The organism is Pedobacter ginsengisoli (assembly GCF_002736205.1).
In the GTDB taxonomy this organism is placed as follows: Bacteria; Bacteroidota; Bacteroidia; order Sphingobacteriales; family Sphingobacteriaceae; genus Pedobacter; species Pedobacter ginsengisoli_A.
The window spans coordinates 316560-329756 of sequence record NZ_CP024091.1; the positions used below are offsets into that span (position 1 = coordinate 316560).

The 13197-nt window shown below is 36.6% G+C and carries 10 protein-coding genes; 8 read left to right on the forward strand and 2 right to left on the reverse strand.

Annotation, left to right across the window (positions count from 1 at the left end):
* From CPT03_RS01230 to CPT03_RS01255, 6 genes are all read left to right on the forward strand, one after another.
* Window positions 1-606 (forward strand): TetR/AcrR family transcriptional regulator, encoded by a 606-nt coding sequence (locus tag CPT03_RS01230; protein ID WP_099437138.1) that lies wholly within the window; start codon window positions 1-3, stop codon window positions 604-606.
* 49 nt (window positions 607-655) lie between these two features.
* Complete coding sequence (locus CPT03_RS01235) at window positions 656-1087, forward strand: DoxX family protein (protein WP_099437139.1); 432 nt, start codon at window positions 656-658, stop codon at window positions 1085-1087.
* A 48-nt stretch (window positions 1088-1135) separates the two neighbouring features.
* Window positions 1136-1735 (forward strand): LEA type 2 family protein, encoded by a 600-nt coding sequence (locus tag CPT03_RS01240; protein WP_099437140.1) that lies wholly within the window; start codon window positions 1136-1138, stop codon window positions 1733-1735.
* A 122-nt stretch (window positions 1736-1857) separates the two neighbouring features.
* Window positions 1858-4296 carry a PIG-L family deacetylase gene (locus CPT03_RS01245; RefSeq protein ID WP_099437141.1) on the forward strand — a complete coding sequence of 813 codons (2439 nt, stop codon included), beginning with the start codon at window positions 1858-1860 and terminating at the stop codon, window positions 4294-4296.
* A 157-nt stretch (window positions 4297-4453) separates the two neighbouring features.
* On the forward strand, window positions 4454-6166 hold the full coding sequence (locus CPT03_RS01250) for a sodium:solute symporter (protein WP_099437142.1): 1713 nt from the start codon (window positions 4454-4456) through the stop codon (window positions 6164-6166).
* Window positions 6147-7208, forward strand: a complete 1062-nt coding sequence (locus CPT03_RS01255) for a sialidase family protein (RefSeq protein ID WP_245869938.1) — start codon at window positions 6147-6149, stop codon at window positions 7206-7208. The genes CPT03_RS01250 and CPT03_RS01255 overlap by 20 nt, the downstream gene beginning before the upstream one ends.
* A gap of 68 nt (window positions 7209-7276) precedes the next feature.
* Here CPT03_RS01255 and CPT03_RS01260 read toward each other — a convergent pair whose 3' ends face one another.
* Entirely contained in the window at window positions 7277-8125 is an 849-nt protein-coding gene (locus CPT03_RS01260; RefSeq protein WP_245869939.1) for a DUF2911 domain-containing protein, read from the reverse strand.
* Window positions 8126-8237: 112 nt separating this feature from the next.
* Here CPT03_RS01260 and CPT03_RS01265 point away from each other — a divergent pair, with 112 nt between their 5' ends.
* Window positions 8238-10802, forward strand: a complete 2565-nt coding sequence (locus CPT03_RS01265; RefSeq protein ID WP_099437143.1) for a M1 family metallopeptidase — start codon at window positions 8238-8240, stop codon at window positions 10800-10802.
* Window positions 10803-10804: 2 nt separating this feature from the next.
* Here the strand turns inward: CPT03_RS01265 and CPT03_RS01270 are convergent, their stop codons facing one another.
* Window positions 10805-11611 (reverse strand): hypothetical protein, encoded by an 807-nt coding sequence (locus tag CPT03_RS01270; RefSeq protein WP_099437144.1) that lies wholly within the window; start codon window positions 11609-11611, stop codon window positions 10805-10807.
* Window positions 11612-11866: 255 nt separating this feature from the next.
* On the opposite strand from CPT03_RS01270, the gene CPT03_RS01275 reads away from it, so the two are divergent.
* Window positions 11867-13195, forward strand: coding sequence for a cytochrome ubiquinol oxidase subunit I (locus CPT03_RS01275; protein WP_099437145.1), 1329 nt, complete (start codon window positions 11867-11869; stop codon window positions 13193-13195).
* Window positions 13196-13197 lie beyond the last annotated feature (2 nt).

The window sequence follows — 13197 nt, forward strand, 5'->3', positions numbered from 1 at the left end:
ATGGGAATTGCAGAACGTAAAATCAGACAAAGAGAAGAATTCAGATCGAGTATTCTGGAAGCTGCATGGCTACAGGTGCTAACTGACGGCTGGCAATCTTTATCTATTCGTAAAATTGCGGATGCCATTGAATACAGTATTCCGGTTATTTACAATCATTTTGAAAATAAAGAAGCTATTCTTTTGGAATTTACTAAAGAGGGCTTTCAAAAATTGGCAGATGCGCTTGTTGAAGTGAAGAACAAGCACACTAAACCATCGGAACAACTAGAGGCTATGGCGCATGCTTACTGGGATTTTGCTTTTGAACACAAGGAGTACTATCAGTTGATGTTTGGTCTTGGGATACCTGCATGTGAAATGGTAAATCAAATTGCCGAAATGAAACATATGACAGGTATTATGATAACTACTATTCAAGAGGCAATTGCTTTAGGTGGCAATACCGAAATCAACTATTTTTTAAAATATCATACCTACCTTTCCATTTTGCATGGTTTGGTTTCAATAGAGATGATTCAGAAGGTTGGAAAACCTGATCCAGAGAAGAAATTGATCCTTCAGGATGCGATTTCTGGATTTATTAAATCATTTACAAATAATTAATTTCTAAAATTTCTATATTTATCGTTAACTGAAAACTGAAAGTTTAAACATGAGAAAACTATTTAACACTAATTTTAACAATGAAGGCGTACATTTTATGCTTCTTATTACCCGTATTGCCGTTGCTGCGTTTATGCTTACCCATGGCCTTCAGAAATTACCGTGGCTTTTAGCCGGGGGTGAGATTCAGTTTGCAGATCCTATAGGTCTTGGTCAGGCTACATCTCTTGTATTAACTGTATTTGCAGAAGTTGTATGTTCTGTTTTGATTTTATTAGGGTTGGGAACCAGACTTGCAGTAATACCTTTGATAATACTCATGCTTGTTGCTGTTCTTATTATTCATGCACCAGATGCATTTGAGAAAAAAGAGCTTGGATTACATTTTCTGGTTACCTACTTGTTTTTACTTGTTGCCGGTTCAGGTAAGTATAGTGTAGATCATTTAATAAGCCGTAATAGTAATAGCCGTAGACGATAATGAAAAATCGATTTGTATAATTTTTCTGAATAATCCGTTATAGCTGTTATGAAAAAGATATTATTAATTTGCCTGATGGCGATGGGGATAGCTGGTTGTGGCATAAATAAGCAGGCTCAACAGATAAAAGCTCTTGAAAGATGTAAATACAGGATCACTTCGGCTGATGAGATCAGTTTGGCTGGTGCTGATGTAAAAAAGATGATCAATAACCAGGATATTAATCTGGGTAGCCTTCCGGGGCTTGCTCTTGGATTGTTGAGAAGGGATATTCCATTAAGAGCGCGCTTGAACCTGGAAGTGAAAAATCCTACTGGCAATGATGCTTCAATTAATCAGTTTGAGTATAAAATATTAATAAACAGACAGGAGCTTGCCACAGGTTTTGTAAATCAGGAAGTAAATGTAACTGCAGGACAAGCTACTGTAGTGCCCGTTGATATGGAGGTGAATGTTTATCCGTTTATTTCTGACAGCAAAGTAATGAGAGAGATCACTGATTTTGTTCAGTCAGGGAAAAATGGACCTGAAAAGAAAGGGATACTTACACTTAAAATCAGACCAAGTATTAAAGTTGCCGGAGGATTAGTGAAGTATCCAGGCTTTATTACTATTGATAAGGAAGTTAGCAGTAAGATTCTCCTATAAGAACCGTAGTATTTTTGCAGGATTGTTACGGATTTAAGTTTTCAATAACACTTGGGATTAATGTTTTTTAATTATTTTCGGGCTATCTAGAGTTTACATAAAATGTAATCTAAGATGTTTATATGAAGTTACGTTTATGTTCGCTCCTGATTACGGTGCTGATTCCTTCGTTAATTAAGGCCCAGAATATGCAGCAGCTTAATGCTGCGGAGATAAAGCAGGGTCTTGAAGGTTTGAATGTTGCTGGCAGTGTTTTATATGTTGCTGCTCATCCTGATGATGAAAATACCAGGTTGTTGGGTTATCTGGCAAAAGAAAAAAAGGTTAGAGCCGGTTATTTGTCGCTGACAAGAGGCGATGGAGGGCAAAATCTTATTGGTAATGAACAGGCAGAATTGCTAGGGTTGATACGGACCCAGGAATTGCTGGCAGCCAGACGCACAGATGGTGCCGAGCAGTTTTTTACAAGAGCAAATGACTTTGGCTTCTCTAAGAATCCTGAAGAGAGTTTCAAGATCTGGGATAAGTCGAAGATACTTGCAGATGTTGTTTGGGTGATCCGAAAGTTTCAACCTGATGTGATCATTACACGCTTTCCCGAAGATTCGCGTGCTGGTCATGGCCATCATTCAGGATCTGCAATACTTGCCCATGAAGCATTTTTGGCAGCTGCAGATCCAAAACAATTTCCTGAACAGCTTGCTTATGTAAAACCATGGAAGGCGAAACGCATCCTTTGGAATACTTTTAATTTTGGTGGTAACAATACTACTTCAGATGATCAGCTGAAAATTGATGTTGGTGGCTATAATGCTTTATTAGGTAAAAGTTATGGAGAAATTGCTGCCGAAAGCAGATCTAATCATAGAAGTCAGGGATTTGGTTCCTCCAGACAACGTGGATCAGCAATTGAATTTTTTAGCTATGTAGCAGGTGAAAAGGCTTCGAAAGATATATTTGAGGGGATAGATTTTACACTTAATCGTTTCCCTGGAAATGGAGAAGTACAAAAGCTTGTATCTGAAATTAACGCTGAGTATGATATAGCTGATCCATCTAAATCGGTAATAAAACTTTTGAAGCTTAGGCAATTGGTTAAAGGTAAACCTTTTAAGCAGAGTTTGCTGGATGATCTGATTTTAGCTTGTGCAGGTATATGGTTTGAAAGTGCTGCGGTAAATTCATTCTATGCTATAAATTCCCCTGTAGATGTTAGGATACAGGCTATTGCGAGGGCTAAACAGGGTTTTCCTTTAAAGATTAGCATTGAAGAAATTAACAGTAAAGCTTCTTTTGATTTGCCACTTAATCAGTTCGTTTCGGAGGACAAAACAATAGCTACTGCTGGTACGGGGATTACTCAGCCCTATTGGCTTGAAAAGAAACATACTTTAGGTTCATATGTAGTTGATTCATTATCAAAGATAGGATTGGCAGAAAATCCAATTGGCTTAAGTGGTCTGTTCCGGATTAAAATTGGAGATGAGGTGATTGAAAAGAAACGGTCTGTAGTTTATAAATATACAGATCAGGTTCGTGGAGAAATTTATCAGCCACTGGTAATTGGTCCGCCGGTTACAGCAACTATGAGCGAAAAGGCATTTATGTTTATTAATAATGAGCCTAAAAGAATAATTGTTCAATTAAAAAGCTTTAAGGAAAACGCTTCAGGGGTATTGAAGCCTGAAGTGCCTGTTGGATGGAAGGTTACTCCGGAAGATATTAGTTTTAACATTGCTAAAAAAGGTGAGGAACAGGCGGTGGAATTTACAATTATCCCGTCTGGAAATACGATTAGCGGTAATTTGGCTTTGAATGTTGTTGTTGAAGGGAAAGCATATAACCGCGGTTTACACGTAATAGATTATGAGCATATACCTACGCAAACACTTTTTCCATTTGCTGAAGCAAAAGTGGATAAAGTTGATTTAAAATTGGCCGGAAAGCGAATAGGTTACATTGCAGGAGCGGGAGATTTAGTTCCGGAGTCATTAAAGCAGATTGGCTACGATGTTATAAATTTAACTGCCGGACAGGTTATAAATGGTGATTTGTCGGGGTTTGATGCTATTATTGCTGGAGTAAGGTTATATAACGTAAACGAACAAATGAAGGGCATGCAGCCTAAATTGATGAAGTACGTAAATGATGGTGGTACTTTGCTTGTTCAATATAACGTAAATGGGCCATTAAAAATCAATAATTTAGGGCCATATCCTTTTAGTCTGTCACGTGATAGGGTAACCGAAGAAGATGCCAAGGTGACGATACTGAAGTCTGACGACCCTGTTTTAAATTATCCTAACAAAATTACAGATAAAGACTTTGAAGGATGGGTACAAGAGCGAGGATTGTATTTTGTTACAGATGCTGATCAAAAGTACAGGGCGTTATTGGGGATGCATGATAATGGTGAAAGTGAGAAAACAGGCTCATTAATTATCGCGGATTATGGTAAAGGCAGATTTGTTTATACCGGCCTTTCGTTTTTTAGACAATTACCAGCAGGCGTTCCTGGAGCATACAGATTGTTTGTGAATTTAATATCAGTTAAGAAATAATATAAAACAGCATGGCAGAGCATGACAACCCGGTACCAGAAAACCCAGAACAAGAGTTACCCCCTTTTGTTAAAACCTGGAAACAGTTTTACCGGTTGCTAATTGGCTGGCTTATATTTCTTATCCTAATCTTTTACGCATTTACAAAATATTTCGAATGAGTATTATAGATTGGGCGGTATTAATTCTTACACTTGTTGTAATTGTAGCTTACGGTATTTATAAAAGTCGAGGGGCTCAAAATATTCAAGGGTATTTACTTGGTAATCAGTCATTACCATGGTATCATGTATGTCTTTCTGTTATGGCTACCCAGGCAAGTGCTATTACTTTCTTATCAGCACCAGGATTGGCTTACTCTTCGGGGATGAGTTTTGTGCAGTTTTATTTTGGTGTGCCTCTGGCAATGATTGTTTTGTGTATCACTTTTGTACCTATATTTCATCGTTTAAAGGTGTATACAGCTTATGAATATCTTGAACAGCGGTTTGATCTTAAAACTAGGGCATTAACAGCGTTTCTTTTTCTTGTACAAAGAGGGCTTTCAACAGGTATTACCATTTATGCTCCTTCAATTATTCTTTCTACCATTTTAAATATAAATACTACTTATACAACATTGTTTATTGGAAGTCTGGTAGTGTTTTATACAGTTTATGGAGGTACAAAGGCAGTTTCCTACACACAGATGCTGCAAATGAGCATCATATTTTGTGGTTTATTTGCGGCAGGTGTTATGGTGGTCCATTTGCTTCCAGCTGATATTGGTTTTATGAAAGCGATAAGTATAGCGGGTAAAATGGGTAGGGCTAATGCAATAGATTTTACTTTTGATCTTAACAACCAGTATACCGTTTGGACCGGATTGCTTGGAGGCTTCTTTTTACAATTATCTTATTTTGGTACAGATCAAAGTCAGGTAGGACGATATTTATCAGGCGCATCTGTTAGTCAGAGTAGATTGGGATTGTTAATGAATGGTCTTGTTAAAATACCTATGCAGTTCCTTATATTATTAATTGGGGTGCTGGTGTTTACATTCTATCAATATAATAAACCACCAATCTTTTTCAACAGCTTTGAACTGAATAAACTTGAAAACAGTAAGTATAGCCCAGAACTTGATAGAATTAAAGCTGATTATGATAAAGCTTTTAAGGAAAAGCAGATTGAAGTTAACAAAATGAATGTTGTTCTGGATCAGGCTGATCAATTATTAATTGACCAACAGAGAAAGGCATTGCAGCAAGCGGATGAAAATGAGAAGCAAATAAGGCAACAGGCTACTGATTTAATGGTTAAAAATGATGAGCATGCAAATACAAAAGATAACAATTATATATTTCTAAGTTTTGTAACTCAGTATTTACCACAAGGTTTAATCGGATTGTTAATCGCAATTATATTTCTTGCTTCGATGGGGTCTACTGCAAGTGCTTTAAATTCTTTGGCATCAACAACAGTAATTGATATTTATAAGCGATTAATTAAAAAGGATGCGTCAGATCATGAATATTTGCAAGCTTCGAGACTTGCAACTGTGTTTTGGGGAGTGATTTGTATTGTTATGGCACTTTATGCTAGTAAGATAGGGAATTTGCTGGAGGCGGTAAATATACTTGGGTCATATGTTTATGGTACTATACTAGGTGTGTTTTTAGTGGCTTTTTATGTAAGGCATGTGAATGGGAAAGCTGTGTTTTTTGCAGCCTTAGCAACTGAAGCAGTGATTGTAATTATTGGTAAACTTGATCTGGTAGCTTACTTATGGTTGAACGTGATAGGCTGTTTGTTAGTAGTTCTTTTGTCTGTAATTATTCAAAGTTTAATGAAGAAACCTGAAATTGCCAATGAGAAAAATAGTATTTAATATGGTAAGAAGTTTTTTAACTGTTTTTATCTGGACAATTTCTGTAGCTATAGCATTTGGCCAGCAAGTATGGAAGAAAACGACAGATGAGTTGATATTTAATAATCCTCCATTTGAACAATGCCATGCATCTACATTAGTTGAAATTGATGGAGGAAAACTAATGGCTGCATGGTTTGGGGGAAGCCATGAAGGAAGTAAAGATGTAAGGATCTGGTTGTCTGTGAATGAACATGGAAAATGGACTAGTCCGGTTGCTGTTGCAGATGGCAAAGTTAATGGTGAATGGTCATATCCATTATGGAATCCGGTATTGTTTAAGACAAAGAAGGGGAGGATTTTTTTATTTTATAAAGAGGGACCTTCGCCTAGAGAATGGTGGGGAATGGTGCAAACTTCAGATGACAACGGAAAGACGTGGTCAGCTAAAAGCAGGTTGCCAGAAGGAGTGTTAGGGCCAATAAAAAATAAACCCATTGAGTTAGCTGATGGAACAATTTTATCTCCATCAAGTACTGAGACGGATGAAAAATGGAGCGTTCACATTGAAAAATCCACGGATGGAGGTAAAACATGGGTAATTATTCCTGTTGATCCAGATAGTAAATTTGATGTGATTCAACCAAGCATATTGGTATATGGAGGTAAGAAGTTACAGATACTATGCCGCAGTAAGCAGGGAGCAGTGGTTGAGTCATGGTCTGATGATAATGGAAAAACATGGGGTAAATTAAATGCGACCACTTTAATGAATCCTAATTCAGGAACTGATGCGCAAACGTTAAAAAACGGCACGCACATGATTGTTTATAACCCAACTGTTCCAGGAAAGGAATGGTTTAATGGACGCTATAAACTAAATGTGGCCTTATCAGAAGATGGGAAAAACTGGGCTGATATTTTGAAACTTGAAGATGGTGATACAAAGAAAGAGTTTAGTTATCCGGCAATTATCCAATCTAAAGACGGAAAAGTTCATATTACTTATACTTTTGATAGGAGGAATATTAAGCACGTAGTACTCCAGCAGGTAAAAAAATAAAAAACCGGATGCTGATATATGGCATCCGGTTTTTTATTTTACAGACTTAGTTTCTGTGATTTAAATTACTATTTTTTTGCTTCAGCTAATAAGCCTGTATGTAATCTGATATACTCAGGGTTTTTGATTTCAGTAGCTAATTTTATTCCTTCTTCTGCTGTAGCGGCAGCACCTTTTTTATCTCCTGATTTTAATTGAACTCGACCTTTTAATAATTTAACCCAAGGAGCTTTAGGATCTGCAGTTTCGGCAGCTGTAGCCCATTCAAGAGCCTTACTTAGGTCTTTCCCAGATTCAAGATAATAGTACGCGGCCTGGAAGTAGGGTTTTTTGTCACCTTTCATTGCTTCATCAATACCCGCCATAACTTTGGCATCGAAATCGGTAGTTAGATCAATAGTCAAAGCCGTGTTCTCCCACATTAACTGTAATTTGGCAGTAGCTGGATAAACATCTGCAAATTGAATAGTAAATGTTTCTACTTTTTCTTTAAGCTTAGTTGGCTTAACCTTTATACGTAAAAAATCATCACTTTCTTTATACTCGTAAGCACCCCATTGTTTTGATCCTTTATTTATGATTACAGTCCATTCACTTTCACCGGGAATTGTAAATAATTCATATTCTCCTGCAGCAAGATCTTTGCCCCCAATTTTAACTGCTTCAGTAAAAGCAATGGTAGTTGCAGAGTTGGCACCAGTTCGCCATACGGAGCCATATGGTTCTAGTCCACCAAAGATTTTGCGTCCTTTAGTGTTTGGGCGAGAATAACTGATTGTTACTTTACCCAAACCAAAATCCTGAGAAATGGTTTGTCCTGAGCTTGGTTGAGGCATTTTTAAGCCTTGCGCTTTAAGCTCAGATTGTAATGATACCGCCAGGGCAATAAACAGTACTGTCGTTAATGTCTTTTTCATGATCATAAATTTGTTTTAGGTGATCAGTCAATTTAAACTGATCTAAGTTTTGTTGTCGCTAAATTACCACTTATTTAATGCTTTAATTCAACAAAATCTTAAATTCGCTGCTATGGTTAATTTGCGCATTTTAATAGCTGTTTTAACGCTCTTTCTTATCTCATGTTCAGGCGCAAAATATGCCTCAAAACCGGTGTTGGAGACTGGAGTTTCTAAAAAGCTGGCTATTTATCGTAAATCAGTTTTAAGTAATATTAATTATAAGCTTGAGCTGGATATTCCTAAGGAAAGGAGTGAGGTAATAAACGCTGTTGAAGAAATTGTATTTCAGCTTGGTACTAATCAATATCCATTACAGTTGGATTTTAGAGAGGATGCAAAAAAGATCAAGAGTTTGCATGTAAATGGAGCATCTGTTATAGTTAATTATAAGGATGAACATTTAATTATTGATGCCAAATATTTAAACCAGGGTGAGAATTTAATAAGTTTAAACTTTGAAGCAGGTGAGGCTGCACTGAACAGAAATAGTGATTATCTGTATACTTTGTTTGTTCCGGATAGGGCAAGGACTGTTTTTCCTTGCTTCGATCAGCCCGATTTAAAGGCAACATATAATTTAACCTTAAAAATTCCTGCAGATTGGAAAGCATTGGCTAATGCTACATTAAAAGATTCGGTTGTTAATGATAATCGTAAAACTTATCGGTTTAATACTTCAGATACTCTAAGCACCTATTTGTTTGCTTTTGCAGCAGGAAAATTTACACTTGCAAAAGGGAAGGTGGGATCTATGCTGAGCGATTTTTTATATAGAGAAACGGACTCACTGACAATAAAAAATAGCCTGGATGAAGTGTTTAATATCCATACAAAATCATTGGAGTATTTGGAGAAGTGGACCGGGATTCCTTATCCTTTTCAAAAGTTCGGTTTTGTAGCTATTCCGGATTTTCAATTTGGAGGAATGGAACATGTAGGCGCAATTCAGTATAAATCGTCGGCCTTATTTTTAGACGAAGGAGCAACTAAAGATCAGTTGAATGGGCGTAATAACCTGATAGCTCATGAAACCGCTCATATGTGGTTTGGAGATCTGGTTACGATGAATTGGTTTACTGATGTATGGATGAAAGAGGTTTTTGCAAATTTTATGGCCGATAAAAGCAGTGAGGGTATTACTGGAAAGGAAGCTTTTGACCTTAAGTTTTTGATAGATCATTTCCCTGCGGCTTACGGAGTGGACCGAACAACAGGATCAAATCCAATAAGGCAGGACTTGGATAATTTAAAGGATGCAGGAACACTTTACGGAAATATCATTTACCATAAAGCCCCAATTATGATGAGGCAACTTGAACGCTTAATGGGAAAGGAGAAATTTCAATTGGGCGTACAGGAATACCTGAAAAAATTTGCAAATAAAAATGCATCATGGCCGGATCTTATAGCAATTCTTGATAAGTATTCGGATGATGATTTAATTAAATGGAATAAGGTTTGGGTAAACGAAACAGGAAGACCTTTAATAGATTATACAATTAAAGGAAATAATAATAAAATTAGCGAATTCATAATTAAACAAGCTCCAGAGTATGGAACAAACAGGATTTGGCCTCAAATAATAGAAGTTACTCTATATTACCCTGATCGTAGTAAAGATTTAACAATTAACCTAAATAGCAAAGAAGTAGAATTAAAAGAAGCAGAAGGTATGGAAATTCCATCCTACGTTCTGTTTAACTCGTCGGGGCAAGGATATGGTGTCTGGCCATTAGATAAGGCAATGTTTGGTGGAATATATTTGATTGATAAACCATTGGACAGGGCCTCTGCATACATCTCCCTATATGAGAATATGTTAAATAGAAGGTATATTAAACCATCTGATTTATTGAATTTGTTTCTAAAAGGCTTGGACCAGGAAAAAGAGGAGCTAAATCTGAAATTGATAACCAATTATATCATTAGTATTTATTGGGGATTTATTTCTAACTCAGAGCGTTCGGCCTTATCTTCTCTGTTGGAAAATAGCTTGTGGAGTGCTATGCAAAAACAAAGTTTACCTAATAATAAGAAAGTGCTTTTTAAGACATACCAGGACGTATATTTATCAGTTAAGGGAGGGGACCGGTTAAATACAATTTGGAAAAGCCAAAAAGTTCCGGTGGGATTAAAGCTTACCGAAGACGATTATACATCATTGGCTTTTTCTCTTGTTCTAAGAGGCGGTGATAGTTCAATTTTAGATAAACAGCTTAAGCGAATAAGTAATATTGACAGAAGAAAAAGATTTGAATTTATTATGCCAGCTGTATCTCCATCAGAAACAAAGAGGGACGCCTTCTTTAAGAGCCTTGAACTAAAATCAAATAGAGAAAAGGAATCAAATGTTGGTGCTGCTTTATATTATCTTCATCATCCTTTAAGGCAAGCTAGTTCTTTTAAATACCTCAAAAAGAGTTTAGATATGTTGCTGGAAATACAGCGAACCGGAGATATCTTTTTTCCTCAAAATTGGCTACAGGCTACGTTTGGTTATTATCAGAGTGCTGAAGCTGCAAAGGTTGTTCAAGAGTTTTTAGAAAAAAATCCACGATATAATCCAAAGTTGAAAGCTAAAATTCTGCAATGCTCTGATAACTTGTTCAGAGCACGGAAATTATTAAATGAATAGCATCATTCTTTAAGTTCAGCATAAGTTATTTTAAAAGTTTGTTTGCTTTGGGTTATTGTAAGCTGTTTAGGATAATCATCAGTATTGTATTGATAATTGAAATCAGTATCCTCAGATGGCTTATCTGTATTTAAATAGCTTAATCTATTGTTTTTATCTGCGCAGAAAAAACTGTACCCCATTTCAAGAAATAAAAGCTGGGCATGTTTTACATTCTTGAAGATCCCATTTTTTTGATCATGGGTATATTTAATAGGGGTCGTTTCAGCAGCGCCATTTTTCACAACTATGTCTGAAAGATTTCCTGCTATGGTATATGACCAGGAACTTTCTTTATAAGGATATGAAGGACCATTGCCAGATGCTAAAATAGAGACGAGCTGTTCATTAATATCTCGTTTTAATATTAAGGAACCAGTAGGGGAGCTTACCCGGCCATCTACATCAAAAAACGTAGCTTTTATATCTTGAGAAGTTGTCTTTGTGAAATAAATCGCTTCAAAAACGATATTGTTTTTGTGCTTAAATATATATGGTAATTGGCTTTCATAAGTGACTTTGACACTGTAGCCGTTGGAACTATTAACTTCAGAAATAAAAGCTGTGTTCTCAATGTATTTGAGGTTAATGCTCAGGTTTTCTGATTCAAATTTTATAGGGATCAATTGTTTTTTGACAGGGTCTGTAATGACCGGTTTATCTGTTTCTACAGGTTTTTCCTCTTTGCGAATTTTTCTCTTTTTACAAGAAACGATTAAAAATATAAGTCCAATCGCTGCAAGTGTGTATTTAAACTTTAATGTAGTCATCAGTTATCTTAAATGTTAGCTAATAATAAGCGTCAAACATATTTATAAATATCGTTTAAAACAAATTAAATTTCTTTATAGTTTTGTATTAAATTCTTTTAAAGAAATATAATTATTTTTACAGAATTGTAACTGGATTGAAATAATGATAAAAGTATTGATGGAAATATGTTCTAAAGTTGGGTTCCTGCACTTAAAACACGTACTTTTGCTTAACTATTTCTTTTAGCGACTAACGTTTATTACATCCTAACTATGGACGATTTTTTAGCTGCCCGACTCCAGATGGCCTTCTCTCTTGGCTTTCACATTGTTTTTGCTTGTATTGGTATGGTAATGCCTTTTTTTATGTCAGTTGCCCATTTTTATTGGCTAAAAACGAAAAAGGTCGTCTATAAAGACGTTACAAAAGCCTGGAGTAAGGGAGTAGCAATTTTTTTTGCTACAGGGGCTGTTTCCGGAACGGTATTGTCATTTGAACTGGGGCTCTTGTGGCCGACTTTTATGGAGCACGCAGGTCCTATATTTGGAATGCCGTTTTCTTTAGAGGGGACGGCATTTTTTATTGAAGCAATAGCCCTGGGCTTTTATTTATATGGTTGGGACAAGCTCAATAAATGGTTTCATTGGTTTACCGGTGTGGTTGTAGGAATAAGTGGATTACTTTCGGGAATCTTAGTAGTAGCGGCAAATGCCTGGATGAACAGCCCGGCAGGATTCGATTTTGTTGATGGAAAGTATATAAATATTGATCCAATAAAGGCAATGTTTAATGAAGCCTGGTTTTCTCAGGCGCTACATATGTCGGTAGCCGCATTTGTGTCAACTGGGTTTGCCGTAGCAGGGGTACATGCTGTAATGATTCTCAGGGGAAAAAATGTACTCTTTCACAGCAAAGCTTTTAAAATAGCTGCTGTGTTTGGAACCGTTGCTGCTTGCTTGCAACCTATAAGTGGTGATATTTCTGCAAAAGATGTTGCTCATCGTCAACCTGCTAAGCTTGCAGCTATGGAGGCCCATTTTCATACTGAAAGAAATGCACCATTAATTATTGGTGGGATACCTGATACTGCGAATAAAAAGGTTGATTATGCCATTAAAATTCCAGGATTACTAAGCTTTATGACTACTGGAGATTTTAATGGTGAAGTTAAGGGCCTTGATGTTATTCCAAAAGAAGATCACCCTCCTGTAGCAGTAACGCATTATGCATTTCAAGTTATGGTTGGACTTGGTGTGGCGATGGTATTAATTGCTTTATTGTACTTTTTAGCACTTTATAAAAAGAAGCAGTGGCTTAAGAGCAGATGGCTGTTGAAGCTTTTTGTTATCGCAACACCCATGGGATTCATAGCGCTGGAAGCCGGGTGGACAGTAACAGAAGTTGGTAGACAACCCTGGATTATCAATGGGGTTATGCGGACTTCGGATGCAGTAACTCCAATGCCAGGAATCGCTTATTCATTTTATCTCTTTACTGCGGTATACATTTCATTAGCTATTATAGTGAGTTTACTGCTGTATCGTCAGATTACTATGGTTGGCAAATTATATGACTCTACTTCCAAACTACCTAAAAATTAATG